The 21,566-nt window shown below is 64.8% G+C and carries 20 protein-coding genes and 1 tRNA gene; 16 read left to right on the top strand and 5 right to left on the bottom strand.

From position 1 onward, the window contains the following. Entirely contained in the window at nucleotides 1-1,074 is a 1,074-nt protein-coding gene (locus CO669_RS35035) for a DNA-binding transcriptional response regulator (protein ID WP_143278675.1), read from the top strand. 296 nt (nucleotides 1,075-1,370) lie between these two features. Here CO669_RS35035 and CO669_RS15715 read toward each other — a convergent pair. Both CO669_RS15715 and CO669_RS15710 read right to left on the bottom strand, forming a co-directional pair. After that, nucleotides 1,371-1,460, bottom strand: a tRNA-Ser gene (locus CO669_RS15715). A 577-nt stretch (nucleotides 1,461-2,037) separates the two neighbouring features. Further along, the gene (locus CO669_RS15710) at nucleotides 2,038-3,177 is read right to left on the bottom strand and encodes an ROK family protein (RefSeq protein ID WP_097660691.1); all 1,140 of its coding nucleotides are present in this window, start codon (nucleotides 3,175-3,177) and stop codon (nucleotides 2,038-2,040) included. A gap of 332 nt (nucleotides 3,178-3,509) precedes the next feature. Between CO669_RS15710 and rplU the strand changes: the two genes are divergently transcribed. The 3 genes from rplU (at nucleotide 3,510) to CO669_RS15695 (ending at nucleotide 5,015) form a co-directional block, all read left to right on the top strand. After that, a complete protein-coding gene (gene rplU / locus CO669_RS15705) occupies nucleotides 3,510-3,896 on the top strand; it encodes a 50S ribosomal protein L21 (protein ID WP_097660690.1) in 387 nt (128 codons plus the stop codon). A gap of 103 nt (nucleotides 3,897-3,999) precedes the next feature. Continuing rightward, on the top strand, nucleotides 4,000-4,269 hold the full coding sequence (rpmA, locus tag CO669_RS15700) for a 50S ribosomal protein L27 (RefSeq protein WP_011083253.1): 270 nt from the start codon (nucleotides 4,000-4,002) through the stop codon (nucleotides 4,267-4,269). A 152-nt stretch (nucleotides 4,270-4,421) separates the two neighbouring features. Continuing rightward, entirely contained in the window at nucleotides 4,422-5,015 is a 594-nt protein-coding gene (locus tag CO669_RS15695) for a GNAT family N-acetyltransferase (protein ID WP_198964036.1), read from the top strand. 178 nt (nucleotides 5,016-5,193) lie between these two features. Here CO669_RS15695 and CO669_RS15690 read toward each other — a convergent pair whose 3' ends face one another. Further along, nucleotides 5,194-6,108 carry a DMT family transporter gene (locus tag CO669_RS15690; RefSeq protein WP_097660688.1) on the bottom strand — a complete coding sequence of 305 codons (915 nt, stop codon included), beginning with the start codon at nucleotides 6,106-6,108 and terminating at the stop codon, nucleotides 5,194-5,196. Between the two features lie 273 nt (nucleotides 6,109-6,381). Here CO669_RS15690 and CO669_RS15685 point away from each other — a divergent pair, with 273 nt between their 5' ends. Both CO669_RS15685 and CO669_RS15680 read left to right on the top strand, forming a co-directional pair. Then, nucleotides 6,382-6,861 carry a MaoC family dehydratase gene (locus CO669_RS15685; protein ID WP_097660686.1) on the top strand — a complete coding sequence of 160 codons (480 nt, stop codon included), beginning with the start codon at nucleotides 6,382-6,384 and terminating at the stop codon, nucleotides 6,859-6,861. Between the two features lie 103 nt (nucleotides 6,862-6,964). After that, the gene (locus CO669_RS15680) at nucleotides 6,965-7,657 is read left to right on the top strand and encodes an ATP-dependent Clp protease adaptor ClpS (RefSeq protein ID WP_097660685.1); all 693 of its coding nucleotides are present in this window, start codon (nucleotides 6,965-6,967) and stop codon (nucleotides 7,655-7,657) included. An 18-nt stretch (nucleotides 7,658-7,675) separates the two neighbouring features. On the opposite strand, the gene CO669_RS15675 is transcribed toward CO669_RS15680, so the two are convergent. Next, on the bottom strand, nucleotides 7,676-8,650 hold the full coding sequence (locus tag CO669_RS15675) for an ABC transporter substrate-binding protein (RefSeq protein WP_158228770.1): 975 nt from the start codon (nucleotides 8,648-8,650) through the stop codon (nucleotides 7,676-7,678). A gap of 156 nt (nucleotides 8,651-8,806) precedes the next feature. Here CO669_RS15675 and obgE point away from each other — a divergent pair, with 156 nt between their 5' ends. Further along, nucleotides 8,807-9,847: a GTPase ObgE gene (gene obgE, locus CO669_RS15670; RefSeq protein WP_097660683.1), complete on the top strand. Its 1,041-nt coding sequence runs from the start codon at nucleotides 8,807-8,809 to the stop codon at nucleotides 9,845-9,847. 244 nt (nucleotides 9,848-10,091) lie between these two features. Further along, nucleotides 10,092-11,726, top strand: a complete 1,635-nt coding sequence (locus tag CO669_RS15665) for an alkaline phosphatase family protein (RefSeq protein WP_097660682.1) — start codon at nucleotides 10,092-10,094, stop codon at nucleotides 11,724-11,726. A 138-nt stretch (nucleotides 11,727-11,864) separates the two neighbouring features. On the opposite strand, the gene CO669_RS15660 is transcribed toward CO669_RS15665, so the two are convergent. Beyond that, complete coding sequence (locus CO669_RS15660; protein WP_198964035.1) at nucleotides 11,865-12,830, bottom strand: Bug family tripartite tricarboxylate transporter substrate binding protein; 966 nt, start codon at nucleotides 12,828-12,830, stop codon at nucleotides 11,865-11,867. A 191-nt stretch (nucleotides 12,831-13,021) separates the two neighbouring features. Between CO669_RS15660 and proB the strand changes: the two genes are divergently transcribed. The 8 genes from proB to CO669_RS15620 all read left to right on the top strand — a co-directional run bounded on the left by proB (nucleotide 13,022) and on the right by CO669_RS15620 (nucleotide 21,513). Then, nucleotides 13,022-14,143 (top strand): glutamate 5-kinase, encoded by a 1,122-nt coding sequence (gene proB, locus CO669_RS15655; protein WP_097660680.1) that lies wholly within the window; start codon nucleotides 13,022-13,024, stop codon nucleotides 14,141-14,143. Between the two features lie 137 nt (nucleotides 14,144-14,280). Next, entirely contained in the window at nucleotides 14,281-15,576 is a 1,296-nt protein-coding gene (locus CO669_RS15650) for a glutamate-5-semialdehyde dehydrogenase (RefSeq protein ID WP_097660679.1), read from the top strand. Nucleotides 15,577-15,595: 19 nt separating this feature from the next. Then, on the top strand, nucleotides 15,596-16,240 hold the full coding sequence (locus CO669_RS15645; RefSeq protein ID WP_198964034.1) for a nicotinate-nucleotide adenylyltransferase: 645 nt from the start codon (nucleotides 15,596-15,598) through the stop codon (nucleotides 16,238-16,240). Between the two features lie 218 nt (nucleotides 16,241-16,458). Continuing rightward, the gene (gene rsfS, locus CO669_RS15640; protein WP_097660678.1) at nucleotides 16,459-16,815 is read left to right on the top strand and encodes a ribosome silencing factor; all 357 of its coding nucleotides are present in this window, start codon (nucleotides 16,459-16,461) and stop codon (nucleotides 16,813-16,815) included. Between the two features lie 95 nt (nucleotides 16,816-16,910). Continuing rightward, entirely contained in the window at nucleotides 16,911-17,393 is a 483-nt protein-coding gene (gene rlmH, locus CO669_RS15635) for a 23S rRNA (pseudouridine(1915)-N(3))-methyltransferase RlmH (protein WP_097660677.1), read from the top strand. Between the two features lie 32 nt (nucleotides 17,394-17,425). After that, nucleotides 17,426-18,784, top strand: a complete 1,359-nt coding sequence (locus CO669_RS15630) for a murein hydrolase activator EnvC family protein (protein WP_097660733.1) — start codon at nucleotides 17,426-17,428, stop codon at nucleotides 18,782-18,784. After that, on the top strand, nucleotides 18,781-20,139 hold the full coding sequence (locus CO669_RS15625; RefSeq protein WP_097660676.1) for a S41 family peptidase: 1,359 nt from the start codon (nucleotides 18,781-18,783) through the stop codon (nucleotides 20,137-20,139). Before CO669_RS15630 ends, CO669_RS15625 begins: the two co-directional genes overlap by 4 nt. Nucleotides 20,140-20,295: 156 nt before the next feature. Then, entirely contained in the window at nucleotides 20,296-21,513 is a 1,218-nt protein-coding gene (locus tag CO669_RS15620) for a divergent polysaccharide deacetylase family protein (protein WP_097660675.1), read from the top strand. Nucleotides 21,514-21,566: the final 53 nt, after the last annotated feature.

Genomic DNA, 21,566 nt, shown 5'->3' with positions numbered 1-21,566 from the left:
GTGTCATACCGGCTACTTTTTGTTGAAGACGACAAGTCCCAACTCAGTTTATTGCAAGACGAACTGACCGATTGGAATGCCGCACATCCGGAAAAGTCATTCGCGCTTCACGTGTCCGGAAGCTATGAAGGCGCGCGCCAGGATTTGGCGGACAGGAGATTTGATGCAGCATTATTGGATTTAAGATTACCTGGAGAAAAGGGCGTTCCTGGCCAATTGTTGGCTGATCTTTGTGTGAGCCAGTACGGAATTCCTGCGGCTATCATAAGCGGCCATCCAGGTGACTTCGATCAAAGCCGATGGAATGGGATGGTAGAAGTATTCAATAAGGGCGACACGGGCGCCTACAAGGCCGCAGTAGCTTGGTTTGGTAGCCTTAGCCATATGATGCATATTCTCGGGAATACTAGGAAACGAATTCAGGAGCAGGGTGCGACGGTCTTTTGGAGACAGGTTTGGCCTCGTTGGGCCAGCTATGAGGCATTAGCAGGGATTCAGGATGACGAGTTAGTGCGGATTGTAAGTCGCCAATACGCCAGCCACATCACAGAGATTCTCGGACTTGATGCTGAGAACGCTGTAAAATGGCATCCCTTCGAGAATTACATTCGTCCGGCTTTGCAACAGGCGCGACCGCACACTGGTGATATTTTTAGAATAGAAGAAGAGCTTTGGGTTGTTTTGACGCCGCAGTGCGATATGGCGACTAAGAAAGCCATGACTGTTCTGCTTGCACATTGCTCTTCGAAGCCACCGATCCAGAACTGGAAAGAGAGCATCGCCGCCCTCTCGTCCGAATCGGGAAAACAACGGAAAGCGGCGGAAGAGTTTTTAGGTAAGTTGTTAAATCAGGCCCAGCCCGCTTTTCATTTTCTGCCCCCGCTAGAAAACGGCCAACCATTGATGGTTGATTTCAAGAACCTCAAAGCTCTCAGTTGGGCGGAGCTGGAAGTGCGGCTACCTTCTCGAATTGCGTCTATTGCACCAGCTTTTCTTGCAAATCTAACGCAACGGTTTGGCTCGTATGTTAGTAGGGTGGGTCAGCCGAATATTAGCGCAACCCATTTGAGCTAACTCTGCTCAACCTAAAGCGTTCTATAGCTTAAGGAGTTGGAGCCAGCGAGGAAGGTTCGATTCTTATTGTCGAGAAACAATTCCGATGTGCATACCATCGGACAAACCGGACATTGGATTCACCGTTGGCCTGCCGCGACGTCCCGACTGCTCGTCGAAGCGGGAGGAATTGATTGCGCAATCCGAATAGCAGTCACCGGGAAGCCCGTCCGTGTTAATCGAGCAAGAGGGATCTAAACCGCTTGGCTGGCGTGGTCCTATTATTCCGGGAATGCCGTACTCGAGCGATTCGCGGATGGCGGAGAGGGAGGGATTCGAACCCCCGATAGGCTTGCACCTATGCCGCATTTCGAGTGCGGTGCATTCAACCACTCTGCCACCTCTCCTGAAGGCGCCATATAGAGGCAGGGCCCCTGTGGTTGGGGGCGTTAATAGGCGAGGATGGCGGGCCAGACAAGGCGCGGAAGAGGAAAATCAGCTCCGTTTTCAGCCGGGCCCATAGCCTCAGCGGCTGGAGCGGCAGGTTTCGGCGGCATTTCGCGAGATTTGTGCCGGGCAACAGGGCGACTGGCACGTGCCGGGTGAGGTGGTGCGATTCCGAGCCGAATCATCCCTGGCCTCCGTCAGGTGAAGGGGCGTGACGCCTGCGGCTCATGGAGCGGGGGCATTCGTCTTGCGGCCATCCTTCGAGACGCCCGCCTGCGGCGGGCCCTCAGGATGAGGGTCTCGGGTCGTGGCGCGATGTCTTGCTGAAGCGATGGGGGCTCGTCGAGGAGCCCGCGCGAGCGCACGGAAAAAACGGGGTGGGACCGCCAGACGCGGTAAACACTGGCGGTCCCGGTGCCGCTCATTGAAATACTGGCTGGGAAGGGCGGCTTCGCCGGCCAGTGAGGCGACAATTCGACCCTAGCGTGCAGCCCCGGCGCCGCAACGCAATCCGGTCCTTAACCTAACCAGTCAAGGTTACTCCTTGTCGCTTTTGGCGCTGTCCTTGTTGTTTTCCTTGCCCTTTTTCTTGCCGTTGTCCGTAGTGTCCCGGTCCTTGCGGCGGTTGGTGAAGCGGGCATTGCCGAGCCCGGTGCCGATGGTGAGCACGCCCCAGCGATCGACGTCCTGCATGAACGGCACCTCGGAGAGCCCCTGCACCACGCCGTCATTGTGCATCAGGATCGCGGTGTCGTGCTCGCCGATCTCAGGAATGCCTTCGAGCAGGCTCGCCGGCAGGTTGAACTTGCTGCTCTCCCAATTGCCCGGCAGGTTCTGCGCGCCCTTCTCGATCGAGCCGTCGGCGTTGATCACGCCGGGACAGGCGATGCCGATGAAGGGGGCGAGCTTGAAGCCTTCCTTCTCGGCTTCTGTGATCAGCCCCTTCAGCATCTTGGTGAGCCGCTTCACCGCGCCTTCGCGGGTCGGCTCGTCGTCGGCATGGCGCCACAGCTCGGACTTCACGACCTTGGCCTTCGACAGGTCTTTTGCCTTCTTCCAGGCCGTCTCGACGAGACCGCAGCGGATATTGGTGCCGCCGATGTCGACGGCGAGGATGCTGTCATGGGCCTCGAAGATCCAGGACGGCGCCAGATGCAGCGCGCCGATCAGGCCGGCTTCATCCGGGTGATGGCGGATCGGCACCATGTCGATCTTGAAGTCCTCGGACTTCAGGATGATCTCGGTTCGCGCGATCGCGAGCTCGCCGAGCCGGGAATCGCGAAAACCGCCGCCGACCACGATGCGCTCGGTCTTGGCCCAGGCCTTTGTCTTGAGGAAGCGGCGCGTGACGTAAGCGAGCTCCTGGGCGAAATCCTCGATCGCGCTGTGCACCAGCGCGGAGGCCTCGGTGTCGTCGCCGACCAGGATGGCGTCCAGCGTCTTCTTGCTGATCTCGTCCGACGGCTCCTTGCCGAACGGGTCTTCCCCGGTCTTGCGCAGCGGCTTGCGCCAGCGGTCGAGAATCTCGCGGAACGCGCCCTTGCTGGCGCGGTCGCCGAGAAAGCCGTCCTCGTCCTTGATCTCGATGTTGAAGCTGTCGACGTCCACCGACGGCAGCCGCTCCGCGCCGTGATGGGCGATGCCCGTCGTCGTCTTGACCAGTTCGTCTGTTGCCATTGAAGAGCCCTGCCCGCTTTACGTGTTCCGGCCGGGACAACGGCGAGGGAACCGGTTTGTTGCAAAGCAGCCCGAGATTCCGCCGAAGGCCTCGAACCAGGCCAAATCCTTCAAATCCGGGCTGTTTTGGGCGGTTTTCCTTGACTTGGCTTGGTTGGCGGCTATAAGTCCCACAGCCGGCGCGGGGCGTTTCTCGCGCCGCTTGTTTTTGCGTGGGTTTTCAATGGGATAAATCCCTACCCGCACAAAACCACATAAACCCATAGCGACTGACAAAAAGCCGGCCCGGACAATTCGTCGCGAGGCCGGGATTGAACACGGAGAAAAAAACGATGTTCGCAGTCATCAAAACCGGCGGCAAGCAATACCGCGTCGTGCCGGATGATGTTCTCGAAGTTGGCAAGATCGAAGGCGAAGTCGGCTCGATCGTGCAGTTGAATGAAGTTCTGGTGCTCGGCGGCGACACGCCGGTGCTCGGCGTTCCCACGGTGGCCGGCGCCTCGGTTGCGGTCGAGGTGCTCGACCACAAGCGTGGCCCCAAGGTCATCGCGTTCAAGAAGCGCCGCCGCAAGAATTCGCGCCGCAAGCGCGGCTATCGCGACGAGATCACGGTCCTGCGCATCTCCGAGATCCTGGCTGACGGCGCCAAGCCCACCAAGGGCCCGCGTCCGAAGAAGGAAAAGGTTGCGAAGGAGCCGGCAGCGGAAGCTGCCGAGTAACGCAAAATCGATCACGCCAATTCACGAATTGATGCGTGAGAAATTTTGAAATGATTCCGTCAAGGAATTGATCTAGAACGACGTAAGTTTTCGGAGACGGGCCATGGCTCACAAAAAAGCAGGCGGTTCATCGCGCAACGGTCGCGATTCCAAGGGTAAGCGCCTCGGCATCAAGGCGTTCGGCGGGGAAGTTGTGATTCCCGGCAACATCATTGCGCGTCAGCGCGGCACCACCTGGCATCCCGGCCTTAATGTCGGCATGGGCACGGACCACACTCTGTTCGCCAAGATCGAGGGTCGCGTCACGTTCCAGGCCAAAGCCAACGGCCGCACTTTCGTATCGGTACTCCCGATCGCAGAGGCTGCTGAATAGACGGTGGATCAAATTGGAGTCCGCCGGTCCCACTGAACCGGCGGAGTCCTGGAGATCATCGAGATCGAAGGCTCCAAGGGGAGGCGGGAAACCGGCCTCCCCTTTTCTTTTGACTTGCTCACTTTGACTTAGTGACTTTCACGGAGCCGGACATGTTGCAGGATTTCACGAGCGTGACCTTGGCGGAGGCGAGACCCAGCGTCGTCGCCACCGAACGGCTGACGTTGCGGCGGCCGACCCTGGCCGACGTCAGGACCATCGCCCGGCTCGCCAACGACCGCCGCGTCGCGGAGAACACCCGCCGTCTCCCCCATCCCTATTCGCAGGACGACGCCGTCGAATTCATCCGCGCCACCGCGGCGCTCGGCAGCGAAACCGTGTTCCTGATCGAGCACGACAGCGGGCCTGTCGGCATGGTCGGCATCGACTGCTCCACGCCTGGCAATGCCGAGCTCGGCTACTGGCTCGGTGTCGAGCATTGGGGCCGGGGCTTTGCCACCGAGGCCGCACGCGGCGCGATCGACTTCTTCTTCGAGGAGTTCGAGGACGAGCACCTCTATGCCGGCGCGCGCGTCACCAACCCGGCCTCGCGCAAGGTGCTGGAGAAGTGCGGCTTCCAGTGGAGCGGCGTGCAGCTGCACCGCTTCCTCGCGCTGGGATCGTCGACGCCGGTCGACTGCTTCCGCCTGTCGCGCGGCGTGTGGGCCTCGCTGAAGAGTTGGAGCAGTGCGCGACGGCTGAGGTAGGCCGAAGGCGCTTACCCTCCCCTGGAGGGGGAGGGTCGGCTCACATCGAGCGCAGCGAAGATGTGAGACGGGGTGGGGTGACGGTCTCTACCCGTCCAACAGTGCCCGCGTGGAGAGATCACCCCACCCCGCTCGCGCTTCGCGCGATCGACCCTCCCCCTCCAGGGGAGGGTAAGCGCTACGCTGGCGGATTCACTTCCTCACTCGGCCGCCCCAAATCCCGCTCGCGCAAGTAGATGTAGAACCCGGCGCCGATGATGATCGCCGCGCCGACGATCGTCGCGACCGACGGCACGTCGCCAAACACGACGAAGCCGAAGATCACGGCCCAGACGATCATCGAATATTGATAGGGCACCACGACGCTGGCCGGCGCCAGCTTGAGCGAGCGGTTGACGCAGAACAGCGCCGTCACCGAGATCAGCCCGGCGGTGGCGAAGATCACGAGGCTGCCCGCCGTCGGCGGCACCCAGTTGAACGCCGACAGCACCGCGCCCAGCGAGAACGTGCCGACGAATTGCGAGGACGCCATCACGATGTCGGGCGTCTTGCGCAGGCTGCGCGTGATCAGCATCAAGGTCGCGAAGGACAGGCTGCCGCCGAGCGCGATCAGCGCCGGCAGGCTGACGGTCTGCGCCGACGGCCGCAATGCGATCAGGACGCCGCAGAAGCCGATCAGGATCGCGGTCCAGCGCCGCCAGCCGACCTTCTCGCCCAGAAAGATCGCCGACATCGCCGTGACGAAGATGGGCCCGGCGAGATAATAGGTGATGACGTCGGCGAGCGGCAAATAGACGGTCGCGAGGAAGAAGGCGGCGACCTCCAGCGTCGAGAGCACGACGCGGAACAGCTGCAGGCGAGGACGCTCCAGATGCAGGAACTGGTGACGCTGCTTCCAGATCATCGGCGCGAGCAGCAGCAGCGCCGCGCAGGCGCGCAGGAACAGGAGCTGCCCCACCGAATAGGTGCCGACCAGAAACTTGCCCATGGCGTCGCCGAACGAGAACATGAAGATCGACAGCACCATCAGCCCGATGCCGGCGAGGCGCGCGGAGCGATCGTCATAGGCAGAGAGGTTCTTGAACAGGGGCATCGAGACGGGTTGCGGGTTCGGGGCTCGTCATTGCGAGGGGCTCTTGCGACCAAGCAATCCAGACTGTCTCCGCGGAAAGAGTCTGGATTGCTTCGTCGCTGCGCTCCTCGCAATGACGAACGGAGAGCGTGTCGGGAATCGGCTGGTAGGGTCGCTTGCGGTCGTTTTAATGACGTGGCCGCGGCGGGCAAGCCTGCTACGCCGAATTGAACGGATTGTCGCACTCTTCGCGGCGCGGTAGCGATAGCTCAGACACGCGCGGAGAGCATCGCCATGACCGACTTCGATCCGACCCAGCATCGCATGATCCCGGCGCAACGCTGGTTTGAGGATTTCGTCGTCGGCGAACGCTTCGTGCTGCCGAGCCGGACGCAGACCTCGGCGATCTTCGCCGCGTTCCAGACCGCGAGCGGCGATACCCATCCCGTGCATTACGACGTGGAATATTGCCGCAGCCGCGGCATGCCGCATCTGCTCGCGCACGGCTTCCAGACCTTGATCCACACCGCGCCCGGCGCCGGCCTGTTTCCCTTCATGGTCGAGGAATCCCTGGTCGGCTTCCTCGAGCAATCGAGCCGGTTCCTCAAGCCGGTCTACGCCGACGACACCATCTACCCCGCACTGGAGGTCACCGAGCTCGTGCCGGGGCGAACGACCGGCGCAGTCACGCTGCGCAGCACCGTGTTCAACCAGCGCAAGGAGTTGGTGCTGGAGGGCACGCAGAAATTCCTGATCCGGCGGCGGCCGGACTAACCGGCCGTCTCGCGCCGGCGGAGCGGGCCGCACAGCGTGAACCACGGCGGAGCATGTGCCGACAAACCCCGTGCACACACCGCCCGTACAATGATGGCCCGCGATGGCACTCCTGCCGCCCTGCTCCGAGACATTGAAGCGTTCGCTCCAGCGCGCGACTTTGGCCGCCCGGGCGCAAGGCCGCACGCGTCCCGGCCCGCAGGATTTGCTGATCGCCTTGACCGAGGATGAAGACGCTTCGCCGGTGATGCAGGCCTGCGGCATCGACCTGATGCGCTTGCGGCGGGATGTCGAGGCCGCGGGCGCGACGGAGCCGACGACGGGCCTCGGTCATCTGCTTCAGCTTGCCTTCAACGAGGCGCAGCTGTCCGAACGGACGATGGTGACGGGCGCCGACATGCTGGTCGAGCTGTTCGCCGAGCCGGTTGGGCGCTTTCTCTTGGCACAGGGCGCAACCCGCACCGATGCCCTGGTCTATCTGAGCCATGACACCGTCAAGGGCGCGGAAGTCGAAGCGGAGAACGGCGAGGCGCCTTATCTGGAGGTCGTGCTGTTGAACGACCCCTATACACCATCGGAATTCGTGACCTTCGTTCTTGAAAACGTCCTCGGGGTGGGCCGCGAGCGCGCGACCGCGATCATGTTTTCGACGCATGCGCGCAAGCGCGGCTCCTGCGGGGTCTTTCCCCGCGCCGAGGCCGCGGCCCTCCGCGACAAGATCCAAAGCCTTGCGGCGGCCCGTCAGCATCCCCTGCGCTGCGTCCTGCTGCCGGCCGGCGATGCGCCGCCGGCCTGAGCGTGGCCCGGTTCGCTTCTATTCGATCACGTCATCGGCGGTCGCCAGCAATGTCGGCGAGATTGCAAGGCCGAGGGTCGCGGCGGTCTTGCGGTTGAGCACGAGCTCGAACTTGGAGGCCTGCTGCACCGGCAGCTCGGCGGGCCGCGCGCCTTTGAGCACCCTTGCCGTGTATTGGCCGGCAAGCTCCATCACGTTGAAATAGTCCGAGCCATAGCTCGCAAGCCCGCCGGCCTCGACGTAGTCGCGGACGTCGAAGATGGTCGGCACCTGGCGACGCAGCGCCAGTTCGGCAATGTGCGCGCGATAGACGTAGAAAAAGGCTTCCGGGCCGAACACCAGGCCCGCGCCCGGCGTCGGCGGCAGCTGCGCGAAGGCGCTGTCGATCTCCCCCTCGGTAGCTGCATTGAGCACCTCGACGCGAATGCCGAGCGGCGCCGCGGCCCGCGCCAGATCGGAAACAAAGGGCGCGGCCAATGCCGAGCCCGGCTTCACCAGGGCGAAATAGCGCGACACCCCGGGCACGAGCTCGCGAAAGATGCCGAGCCGCTTGGCAGACAGCTCCGCATTGAGCGACGTGATGCCGGTGGCATTGCCGCCGGGACGGTTGAGGCTCTCGACGAGACCGAGCGCGACCGGATCAGTGCCGGAAGAGAACACGATCGGGATCGTCGCAGTGGCTTTCCGGGCCGCCACGGCGGCCGCCGTGGTTCCGGGCGTCGCGATCAGCGCGACATTGCGGCGGACCAGATCGGCGGCGAGCGCCGGCAGCTCCTCGTTCCGGCCCGAGGCCCAGCGATATTCGATCGCAACGTTCTGCCCTTCGGTGAAGCCGCCGCTCGCCAGTCCCTTGCGAAACGCCGCGAGCCGCTTGACGTTCTCCTCCGCGGAGCCGGCGTGCAGAAAGCCGATGACCGGCATTGCCGCTTGCGCATGCGCCCGCGACAGCGCGGCAACCGCGATCGCGCCCCCGATGAACTCCCGCCGCCGCATCCGCAACGCTCCGCCCCGTTCCGGGCCGCTATACCACATCCCGGCGATGCGGGAGCCGTCCCGAAGGTTAAGCAAGGGGCGAAATCGCGAGAAATTCGGCCAATTTGCGGGTCTATCCGGGTTGCCGGAGGGGGCCGGCTGGCCTACCTATGGCCCATGAAATTCCTCGACGAAGCAAAGGTCTATATCCGTTCCGGTGACGGCGGGAACGGCTGCGTGGCGTTCCGCCGCGAGAAGTTCATCGAATTCGGCGGTCCCTCCGGCGGCAATGGCGGCCGCGGCGGCAATGTCATCATCGAGGTCGCCGACGGGCTGAACACGCTGATCGACTACCGCTACCAGCAGCACTTCAAGGCCCAGAAGGGCGAGAACGGCTCGGGCTCGGACCGCCACGGGGCCAACGGCAAGAACATCGTGCTGAAGGTGCCGATGGGCACGCAGATCTTCGACGAGGACCGCGAGACGCTGATCCACGACTTCACCAAGGTCGGCGAGAAATTCGTGCTGGCCGAGGGCGGCAATGGCGGCTTCGGCAACGCGCATTTCAAATCCTCGACCAACCGCGCGCCGCGCAACGCCAATCCCGGCCAGGTGGGCGAAGAGCGCTGGATCTGGCTGCGACTGAAGCTGATCGCGGATGCCGGCCTCGTCGGCATGCCCAATGCCGGCAAGTCGACCTTCCTGTCCAAGGTCAGCGCGGCCAAGCCGAAGATCGCCGACTATCCCTTCACCACGCTGCATCCGCAGCTCGGCGTCGTGAACGCCGACGGACGAGAGTTCGTGCTGGCGGACATCCCCGGCCTGATCGAAGGCGCGCATGAAGGCACCGGCCTCGGCGACCGCTTCCTCGGCCATGTCGAGCGCTGCCGCGTGTTGCTGCACCTGATCGACGCGACCTGCGAGCATGCCGGCAAGGCCTACAAGACGGTGCGCAAGGAGCTCGACGCCTATGGCGGGCTCTTGACCGACAAGATCGAGATTGTCGCGCTGAACAAGATCGACGCGGTCGAGCCGGACGAGCTGAAGAAGCAGAAGGAGCGGCTGAAGCGCGCCTCCAAGAAGACGCCGTTGCTGCTGTCCGGCGTGACCGGTCAGGGCGTGAAGGAAGCATTGCGCGCGCTCGTCGAGGTGATCGGCGAGGCCCCGGTCTCCGCCAAGGCGAAGAGCGCGGCCGAAGCGGAGCCGTGGTCGGCCTAGACTCTCTCCACCGTCGTCCCTGCGAACGCAGGGACCCATACCGCGTGATCCATCGGTTATCCGCGGTCTTCGTACCGAAGCAGGATCACCTCCAGTCTTCGCCAAACCTCTCCCTGGGGTTATTGGTCCCCGCGTTCGCAGGGACGACAGCGGAGTGGATGGCCACGGCCATGCGCATCACCGGCTTGTCTTCGCGCCTCCGATAGCGCAGCATCAAACCATCAAGAAAATGCAGGGATGACGCATGGCGCGCGCGAAGAACGTTCTCTGGATCATGTGCGACCAGCTTCGCTACGATTATCTCGGCTGCACCGGCCATCCCACGCTGAAGACGCCGAACATCGACGCCATGGCGAAGCGCGGCGTGTTGTTCTCGAAAGCTTACGTGCAATCGCCGATCTGCGGCCCCTCGCGGATGTCGTTCTACACCGGCCGCTACATGCGCTCGCACGGCTCGCACTGGAACGGCTGGCCGCTGCGTGTCGGCGAGCCCACGCTCGGCGATCACCTCAGGAAGATCGGGGTGCGCAACGTGCTGGTCGGCAAGACCCACATGGCGCCCGATCTCGAAGGCATGAAGGCGCTCGGCATTCCCCCGGAATCTGTCATCGGCGTGCACGTCGCCGAATGCGGCTTCGAGCCGTATGAGCGCGACGACGGCCTGCATCCCACGGGGCGGCCGCGGCCGAAATACGACGAGTACCTGCGCAGCCAAGGTTTTGAAGCGACCAACCCGTGGGAGCACTGGGCCAACTCCGGTGCCGCGGAAGACGGCTCCCTGCAGAACGGCTGGCTGCTGGTGCACGCCGACAAGGCCGCGCGCGTGCCGGACGAGCATTCCGAGACGCCCTACATGACGCGCCGTGCGATGGATTTCATCAGCGAGGCCGAGACCGACGGCCGGCCGTGGTGCCTGCATCTGTCCTACATCAAGCCGCACTGGCCCTACATCGCGCCCGAGCCCTATGCGAGCATGTATTCGACCGACGACATGATCCCGGTGATCCGCTCCGAACGCGAGCGGCAAAATCCGCATCCGGTGTTCGGCGCCTATATGGACATGCGCTACTCCCGCAACATGGCACGCGATGAGGCCCGCGAGAAGGTGATCCCGACCTATATGGGCCTGATCACCCAGATCGACGACCAGATGGGCGTGCTGATGAAATTCTTGGGTGAGCGCGGCCTCTTGGACACCACCATGATCGTGTTCACCTCCGATCATGGCGATTATCTCGGCGATCACTGGATGGGCGAGAAGGACCTGTTCCACGAACAATCGGCGAAGATCCCGCTGATCGTCATCGATCCGTCAAAGGAAGCCGACGCCACCCGCGGCACCCGCAGCGATGCGCTGGTCGAAGGCATCGATCTGGCGCCGACCTTCGTCGATTATTTCGACGGCAAGGTGCCCGGGCACATTCTCGAAGGGCGTTCGCTGCTGCCGCTGCTGCGCGGGCCGACGCCTGCGGATTGGCGCAAGGTCGCGTTCTCCGAATACGACTATGCCATGCAGGACGTGCGACTGAAGCTGAACCAGCCGATCGAGCGCTGCCGCCTGTTCATGGTGTTCGACGGCCGCTGGAAATACATCCACGCCTCCGGCTTCCGCCCGATGCTGTACGATCTCGAAACCGATCCGGAAGAATATCTGGATCGCGGCGACGACCCTGATTGCGCCGGCATCATCGCGCGGCTGCAGGCCGAGCTGTTCGACTGGGCGCTGCATCCGAGCGGCCACATCACCACGCCGCGCGAGAAGATCGCGGCCTATGCGGACAACCAGCTGCAAGTGAAGGGCGGCGTCTTGATCGGCATCTGGGACGAGAAAGAGCTCACGGCGATCAAGGACGGCATCGCGCAGCGCGCGAAGATGTGAGTGAGCAGAGAGAAACTCTCTCAACTCGTCATGCCCGGGCCTGACCCGGGGCATCCACGTCTTACGGCAATCGCGGACGCACGTGGATGGCCGGGTCAAGCCCGGCCATGACGGCGGAGTGTGGGGCGCCGAGGGAGTTTAATTCTCGATCTTGTATCCCGTCGCCTTCACGATCGGCTGCCACAACGCGATGTTCGCGGCGAGCTCCTTCGCCAGCCCGTCCGCGTTGCTGCCGACCGGGATCAACCCGATCGCCGTGAGCTTCTCTTTCACCTCGGGCCTGGCGAGCGCGGCGCTCGAGGCGGCGCCGAGCTTGCTGGCAAACTCCGGCGGGCTGCCGGCGGGAAGCCACATGCCGTACCAGGCGTCGGCGACGAGATCGATGCCGCTCTCCTTCAGCGTGGGAACCTCGGGCGCGAAAGGCGAGCGTTCCGCGCTCGACACCGCGATGATCCGCACGCCCTTGGCGCGATGCTGCGGCAACGCATCGGCCAGCGTGGTGATCCCGAAAGCGATGTGTCCGCCGACGAGGTCGTTGAGGATCGGCGCGCTGCCGCGATAGGGCACCCGCGTCAGGGCAATGCCGAGATCCTTCTCGAGCTTGGAGCCCATGAAGTGCGGAATGGTGCCGTTGCTCGGCACGCCGAACGAGGTCTTGTCCGGATGCGCCTTCAGCCACGCCACGAAGCTCTTGAAATCGGAGGCCTCGACCGCCGGGTTGATCACCAGCGCGAATTCGAACCGCGCCAGCAGCGACACCGGTACGAAATCCTTCGCCGTGTCGAAGCTGGGCGTCGTCTCCACCATCGGCAGCAGGTACATGGTGGGGCCCGTCGTCACCAGCACCATGCTGCCGTCGGGGCTCGCGCCCTTCACCGCCTTGATGCCGATCAGGCCGTCGCCGCCGGTGCGGTTCTCGACCACGATGGTCCGCTGCAGCACCGGGGCCATCTCCTGCGCGATCAGCCGGCACAGCGTGTCACCGCCGGCGCCCGCCGCAAACGGGAAGACGATCTTGGTCAGCCCGGCCTGTGCTTGCGCCTCGCCTGCCTGCGCCAGCAGCGGCAGCCCGAGACATCCGGCCATGAACGTGCGGCGATCCATGCGTTTCCCCTTCGACCCCATTTTGGTTGATACCAGTTAGGACCAGAGACGCGTCCCGGACAAGGCCGACATTTGCGGTTTACCATCCTGGCCGCCTTGCGCCGGCCATCGTCCTGCTGCAAAAGCGGGCCCATCGGCGCCGCCTTCTCGCTCCGCCGTTTCCAATGCAGAGCAGATCGCCCAAGCGTCCTATGGCCAGCCCCGAACTCAGTCAATTCCGCCGCATCGTCGTCAAGGTCGGCTCCGCGCTGCTGGTCGATTCCGACAAGGGCGAGGTGCGGGCGTCCTGGCTCGCCGCGCTCGCCGACGACATGGCCAAGCTGCACAAGGAAGGGCGCGACGTCCTCGTCGTCTCCTCCGGCTCGATCGCGCTCGGCCGCAGCCGCCTCAAGCTGCCGCGCGGTCCGCTGAAGCTGGAGGAGAGCCAGGCCGCCGCCGCCGTCGGCCAGATCGCGCTGGCGCGGATCTGGTCCGAGGTGCTGGGCGCGCACGGCATCGACGCCGGCCAGATCCTGGTCACGCTGCAGGACACCGAGGAGCGCCGCCGCTATCTCAATGCGCGCTCCACCATCGGCAAGCTGCTGGAGTGGCGCGCGATCCCGGTCATCAACGAGAACGACACGGTGGCGACCAACGAGATCCGCTACGGCGACAACGACCGCCTCGCCGCCCGCGTCGCCACCATGGCGAGCGCCGACCTGCTCGTGCTGCTGTCCGACATCGACGGGCTCTACGACGCTCCGCCCAAGAACAACCCGAATGCAAAACTGATTCCGGTGGTCGAGAGCATCTCCTCGGAGATCGAGGCCGTGGCGGGCGACGCCGAGTCCGAGCTGTCGCGCGGCGGCATGCGCACCAAGGTCGAGGCGGCCAAGATCGCAACGACCGGCGGCACGCATATGCTGATCGCCTCGGGCAAGATCGAGCATCCGCTGCAGGCGATCGCCGATGGCGGCCGCTGCACCTGGTTCCTGACGCCTGCCAACCCCATCACCTCGCGCAAACGCTGGATCGCGGGCACGCTGGAGCCGAAGGGCACGCTGACGATCGATGCCGGCGCCGTGACGGCGCTGCGCGCCGGCGCCAGCCTGCTGCCGGCCGGCGTGATCAAGGTCGAGGGCCAGTTCGCCCGCGGCGATGCCGTGATCGTGCGCGGCCCCGACACCAGCGAGATCGGCCGCGGCCTGATCGCCTACGACGCCGACGAGGCCGAGCGGATCAAGGGCCGCTCCTCCCCCGATGTGATGGCCATCCTCGGCATCAGCGGCCGCGCCGAGATGATCCACCGCGACGATCTCGTGGTGGGCGGGTAAGGGCCGCCGCGGCCCTTTTTGCTGGGCCAATGACCCAGCCGACCCGCCGCCTGGGAGACCTGCCATACCCTCCCCGCCCTTCGCAGACGCGGGATTTCCGTGCTAGGACACCGCCTTAGCAGAAGGTTTTGACCCCCATGGCCGCCCCCCTCAAAGCTGTCGACGGCAATGCCGATCTTCAGGCGCTGATGTCCGATCTCGGGACCCGGGCCCGCGCTGCTGCGCGCGTGCTGGCGCTGGCGCCGCCGGAGCAGAAGAACCGGGCGCTCGAAGCCATGGAGCGGGCGATCCGCGCCAACGCCGCCGCCATTCTCGCCGCCAATGCCGAGGACGTCGCGGAGGCTCGCGCCGCCGGCAATGCCACCTCCTCCTTCATCGACCGCCTGACGCTGACGCCGGCGCGGGTCGAAGGCATGGCCGAGGGCATCGGCATCGTGCGCGGCATCGCCGATCCCGTCGGCATCGTCACCGAGAGCTGGCAGCGGCCGAACGGCATGACCATCGAGCGCGTGCGCGTGCCGCTTGGCGTCGTCGGCGTGATTTTCGAGAGCCGGCCCAATGTCGCTGCCGACGCAGGCGTGTTGTGCCTGAAGTCGGGCAATGCCGTGATCCTGCGCGGCGGCTCCGACAGTTTCCGCTCCTGCCGCGCCATCCATGACTGCCTGGTGCAGGGCCTGCGCGAAGCCGGCTTGCCCGAGGCTGCGATCACGCTGGTGCCGACGCGCGACCGCGCGGCGGTCGGCATGATGCTGTCGGGACTGAACGGCGCCGTCGACGTGATCGTACCCCGCGGGGGAAAGAGCCTCGTCGCGCGCGTCGAGCAGGAGGCGCGCGTGCCTGTGTTTGCGCATCTGGAAGGCGTCAATCACGTCTATGTCGATGCCAGCGCCGACCTCGCGATGGCGAAGTCGATCGTGCTCAACGCCAAAATGCGCCGCACCGGCGTCTGCGGCGCCGCCGAGACGCTGCTGGTCGATCGCGCGGCGGCGGCCAAGAATTTGAAGCCGCTGGTCGAGATGCTGCTCGATGCCGGCTGCGAAGTGCGCGGCGACGACGCCGTGCAGAAGGCGGACGCGCGGGTGAAGCCTGCGAGCGATGACGATTGGGACACCGAATATCTCGACGCGATCATCGCGGCGAAGGTGGTGGACGGCGTCAATGGTGCGATCGCGCACATCCAGACGCACGGTTCGCATCACACCGATGCGATCGTGAGCGCGGACGAGACTGCGGCGCAGAAATTCCTCAGCGAGGTCGATTCCGCGATCGTGCTGCACAACGCCTCGACCCAATTCGCCGATGGCGGCGAGTTCGGCTTCGGCGCCGAGATCGGCATCGCCACCGGCCGCTTCCACGCCCGCGGCCCCGTCGGCGCCGAGCAATTGACGAGCTTCAAATATCGCGTCCACGGCACCGGACAGACCCGACCGTAAACGTCGCGAGGCGCGGGCATTGAGCAACAATTTCGTGGTGCCGCGTTCCCTGGCACAAGCGGTCCCGCCCTACACGGAGGGCATGCGCATCGGCCTGCTCGGCGGCTCGTTCAATCCGCCGCATCAGGCGCATCGCGCCATCAGCCAGTTCGCGCTGAAGCGATTGCAGCTCGATCGCGTCTGGTGGCTGGTGACGCCCGGCAATCCGCTGAAGGAGAACGGCAATCTGCATGAGCTCGGCGCGCGCATGCAGGCCGCGCGCGAGATCGCCGACGATCCGCGCATCGAGGTCAGCTGTCTCGAATCCGTCATCCGCACCCGCTACACTATCGACACGATCAACATTTTGCGCCGCCGCTTTCGCGGCTTGCGCTTTGTCTGGATCATGGGCGCTGACAATCTCGCTCAATTCCACCGGTGGCAGGACTGGCAGCGCATCGCCGCCCAGGTGCCGATGGCCGTGATCGATCGCCCGCCGCAAAGCTTCCGCGCCCTCTCCTCTCCCGCAGCCCGGGCGTTATCGCGCTACCGCCTGCCCGAGAACAAGGCAGCGCTGCTCGCGGATCGACCGGCCCCGGCCTGGGTGTTTCTGACCGGATTGAAGCTGAATTTGTCCTCGACGGGCCTGCGGAACCCGGACGGGAGCTGGAAAGGTACGACGTGAGACGGCGCGTGCGGATTTCGCGTGGATTTTGGGGCTCTCTGGCATATTGAAACCCTTAACCCCACATGATGTAGTGTAACCAGTGAGCGCGGGATTCGGCGTTCGCGATACAGTGAAAGGAATGGTCCCTGACCACATCTGTATTGTCCAAGACTTCAACGAAGTCTGTTTTACCCAAGGCAAGACCGGCGCGTAAAACAACGACCAAAGCTGCGGCCTTGAAGGCGCAACCCGACGCCGACAAGACGCTGAGCCTGATCCTCTCCCGCCTCGAGGACATGAAGGCGGAAGAGACGGTCACCATCGACCTTCGCGGCAAATCGGCGTACTCCGACTACATGATCGTCACCACCGGCCGGGCCAACCGGCACGTCGGCGCGATCGCGGAAAACGTCGCCAAGGGCCTCAAGGAAAACGGCATCAGGAACATCCATGTCGAGGGCTTGCCCAATTGCGACTGGGTGCTGATCGATTCCGGCGACGTGATCGTGCACGTGTTCCGCCCCGAAGTCCGCGAGTTCTACAACCTCGAGCGGTTGTACACGCAGGGCCCGGGAGCCGCGAAGGCGATCTAGGCTCGACGAGCCGATTTCGAATCGGCTGACGCGCATGCTAGCGTCGTGCGCGCGCAACCTGCGCGCGGTGCTGAAAACGCGACCCTGAACATACCATGCGTGTTGCTGTCATTGCGGTGGGCCGGCTGAAGCAGGGCCCCGAACGGGAGCTTGCCGACCGCTATTTGGAGCGGTTCGACGAGGCCGGCCGCAAGCTCGGATTCCGCGAGCTCCTGATCCACGAAATCCCCGAAAGCCGCGCGCGCGACACCGCCACGCGGATGGCTGAAGAGGCCGCGGCGATCTCGGCGCATATTCCGGACAAGGCGATCCTGGTGGCGATGGACGAGCGCGGCCAGAATCTCGATTCCACCGTATTCGCACGGAATCTCGGCCGCTGGCGCGACGAGGGGGCCGGACATACAATCTTCGTGATCGGAGGGGCGGACGGACTTTCGCCCGAATTGCGCCGTAAGGCCAAGCTCGCGATCGCGTTCGGCTCTGCGACCTGGCCGCATCAAATGGTCCGCGTCATGCTTCTGGAACAGCTTTACCGGGCCGCCACCATCCTGGCCGGCCACCCCTATCACCGCGCGTGATGCGCGCCACAACGAGCACCTTTGCCGACACGATGCGAGCGCCGCTCCTCAACCTGCTGCTGATCACGGGCGTTGCCGGCGCAAGCCTCGCGCAAGCGAACACAAGCCTCGCGCAAGCTCAGACGGTAACGCCGGCGCCACAGACCGCAGCCGTCTCGCCCGACGCCATCAAGCAGCGCGAGCAGGAGCTGGAAGCCGCCCGCGCCCGGCAGAAGAGCGCGGAGGAAGCACAGGCCAAGCTCAAGGCCGAGATCACCTCGCTCGGCAAGGACCGCACGCAGCTCAATCAACAGCTGATCGACACCGCGGCCAATGTGCGCGGGGTCGAGACCAAGATCGACGACACCGAAGCGCGGCTGAGAAACCTGAACGGCCGCGAGCAGGAGATGCGCGCTTCGCTGGATTCGCGCCGCGCCGACATCGTCGAGGTGCTGGCGGCGTTGCAGCGGGCCGGACGGCGCACACCGCCGGCGCTGCTGGTGCGTCCCGAGGATGCACTGCAATCGCTGCGCACCGCGATGCTGCTCGGCGCCGTCGTCCCCGAATTGCGCGGCCGCGCCGAAAAGATCGCAAGCGAGCTCGGCGAGCTCGTCGCCTTGCGCAAAACCATCGCCACCGAGCGCGACCAGCTCGCCTCCGACCGCGACAAGGTCAGGAGCGACCAGACCCGCCTCACCGCCCTCGTCGACGAGCGGCAGCGCCAGCAGGCGGCGCGCGAAAAGGATCTCGACGCCGAGAACTCGCGCGCGATCATGCTGTCGAAGCAGGTCGGCGATCTCCAGGGCCTGATCACCAAGATGGAGCAGGACCTGCAAAGCGCCGCCAAGGCCGCCGAGAAGGCCGCCGAGGCTGCCAGGCAGGCCGAGGCCAAGGAAGCCAAGCTGGCAGCCGCCAGCGCCAAGGCCGGCCCCGGCGCTTTCAAGGACCGTTCCCGCACCACCCCGGCGATCGCGTTCGCCTCAGCCAAGGGTCTGCTCCCGCTTCCGGTTAACGGTAACAAGATCAGGGAGTTTGGCGGTTCCGACGGGGTCGGCGGGGTCCAGAAGGGCATTTCGCTGGCGACCAAGCCCGGCTCCCAGGTCACGACGCCGTGTGACGGCTGGGTGGTCTATTCCGGCCCGTTCCGCAGCTATGGACAACTCTTGATCCTCAACGCCGGGGGCGGGTATCATGTCCTGATCGCCGGGATGGAGCGCATTTCGGTCAACATCGGACAGTTTGTGCTCACGGGGGAGCCGGTCGCGACCATGGGGTCGACATCTCAAGTCGCCTCCATTCTCGCGACGAACGCGAGTCAACCTGTGCTGTATGTCGAGTTCCGTAAGGACGGCACTCCAATCGATCCAGGCCCATGGTGGGCCGCAAATGAAGGCGAGAAGGTTCGCGGATGATGCGCAAGACTTCAGTAATTCTCCTCAGCGCAGCCACCGGTGCGGCGCTGACGCTGTTCGTGACGCAGCCGCGCGCGGTGTTCATGGGCTCCAGCGCGCGAGCCGCCACCGCGGACACCTATCGCCAGCTCAATCTGTTCGGCGATGTCTTCGAGCGCGTGCGCTCGGACTATGTCGAGAAGCCCGACGACACCAAGCTGATCGAATCCGCCATCAGCGGCATGCTCACGGGCCTCGATCCGCATTCGAGCTACATGGACGCCAAGAGCTTCCGCGACATGCAGGTGCAGACCCGCGGTGAGTTCGGCGGTCTCGGCATCGAGGTCACGATGGAAGACGGCCTGATCAAGGTGGTCTCGCCGATCGACGACACGCCGGCCTCGCGCGCCGGCATCATGGCCAACGACATCATCACCAATCTCGACGACGAGGCGGTGCAGGGCCTGACCCTGAACCAGGCGGTCGAGAAGATGCGCGGCCCGGTCAACACCAAGATCAAGCTGAAGATCATCCGCAAGGGCCAGGACAATCCGCTCGACGTCACGCTGGTGCGCGACAACATCCGCGTCCGTTCGGTGCGCGCGCGCGTCGAGCAGGACGACATCGCCTATATCCGCATCACCACCTTCAACGAGCAGACCACCGAGGGCCTGAAGCGCGAGGTCGCCAACCTCTCGAATCAGATCGGCGACAAGCTCAAGGGCTACATCATCGACCTCCGCAACAACCCGGGCGGCCTGCTCGAGGAAGCGGTCACCGTCTCCGACTCGTTCCTGGAGAAGGGCGAGATCGTCTCGACCCGCGGCCGCAATGCCGAGGAGACTCAGCGCCGCACCGCGCATGCGGGCGACCTCACCAAGGGCAAGCCGGTCATCGTGCTGGTCAATGGCGGCTCGGCCTCGGCGTCGGAAATCGTCGCGGGCGCGCTGCAGGACCACAAGCGCGCGACCATCGTCGGCACGCGCTCGTTCGGCAAGGGCTCGGTGCAGACCATCATCCCGCTCGGAAGCGGCAACGGCGCACTGCGCCTGACCACGGCGCGCTACTACACGCCGTCGGGCAAGTCGATCCAGGCCAAGGGCATCGTGCCCGACATCGAAGTGCTGCAGGACGTGCCGGACGAGCTGAAGGCGCGCACCGACACCAAGGGCGAGGCTTCGCTGCGCGGCCATCTCAAGAACGACGGCGACGAGAAGACCGGCTCGCAGTCCTACGTCCCGCCGGACGCCAAGGACGACAAGGCGCTCAAGCTCGCCGGCGACCTGCTCCACGGCATCAAGAACAGCGCCTCGGCCGCGCCCGCTCCCGGCGGCGACACCAAGGCCACGACCGACAAGCCCAAGGCGGCGAACTAAGGCGGCCAACTAAGCCCGCGGCTCACGCGATCCCACAAAGGGCGGCTCCAGGAGCCGCCCTTTTCGTTTGGAACTCCTGGCATCCCCGGCCTATCCCGGCCTGCCGCCGCTTGACCTCGGCGTGGTATCGTCTTTTGCAGTGATTCGGGATCGCGCATGACTGAAACGGCCGACGATCTGAGCGCCCCGCTCGGACAGGATAAGCCGCGCCGGAAACGCCGGCTGCGGCTGCCGTTCTCGGCCATGCAGCTGCTCGCCGTGCTGCTCGGCCTGTTCCTGCTCACCTTTGCCGGCTTCGCCATCTTCAACAAGGATCCGCTCGGCGGCGAGCCGATGACGCGGCTCGCGATCCGCGAGAACGGCGCAGACAAGGCTCCCGCTGAGAAGCCGGCCGCTCCTGCGGACAGCAAGCACGAAACCAAGGAAGCGCCGAAGCAGGCTGCCCCCGGTGAGCAGAAGACCGTCACCATGATCGACGGCTCGACCGGTGCGCGCCACGACGTGGTGATCGGCGCTGGCGATGCAACGAACAAAAGCGAGGCGGCGGCCGCTTCGGCTCCGCCGCCGGTCATGGCCGGAATCGATTCGAAGCTGCTGGAGAAGTCGCGCTACGGCATGATCCCGGTCGTCTCCGGCGACCTGAAGCCGTTCAACGTCTACGCCGCGGATGCGGACCGCGCCAAGGCCGCCAAGATGCCGGTGGTCGCCATCGTGATCGGCGGCCTCGGCGTCGGCGCCGCCAAGACCACCGACGCGATCATGAAGCTGCCGCCGGCGGTGACGCTGGCTTTCACGCCCTATGGCGCCGATCCCGGCAAGCTCGCCGAGCGCGCCCGCGCGCAGCGCCACGAGATCTTCCTGCAGATCCCGATGGAGCCCTACGATTTTCCGGACAACGACCCGGGCCCGCAGACGCTGCTGACCTCGCTCAGCCCCGACCAGAACATGGACCGCCTGTACTGGCATCTGAGCCGGATGCAGGGCTATGCCGGCATCGCCAATTTCATGGGCGCGCGCTTCGTCGCGACGGAGCCGGCGATGCAGCCGATCATCCGCGAGGCGGCCAAGCGCGGCCTCGGCTTCTTCGACGACGGCTCCTCGCCCCGCAGCATCGCGTCCCAGGCAGCAAGCAGCGCGGCGATGCCGTTCGGCAAGGGCGACATCGCGATCGACGCGGTACCGACCCCGACCGAGATCGACCGCGCCCTGAACAAGCTCGAATCGGCGGCACGCGAGCGCGGCGCGGCCGTCGGCACGGCCTCCGCCCTTCCCGTCTCGATCGACCGCATCAGCGCCTGGACCAAGACATTGGGCGACCGGGGTATTCTCTTGGTGCCATTGACAACCGCGATGCTGAAATCAAAATCCAGCTAAATCAACGAATTGGTACGCCACCGGCCCCGCAGGGGGCCGGTTGAGCCGTACCG

The organism is Bradyrhizobium sp. Y36 (assembly GCF_002531575.1).
GTDB lineage: Bacteria > Pseudomonadota > Alphaproteobacteria > Rhizobiales > Xanthobacteraceae > Bradyrhizobium.
Note: the sequence above shows the minus strand (reverse complement) of the source record. Positions and strands in the feature narration are given on the sequence as shown.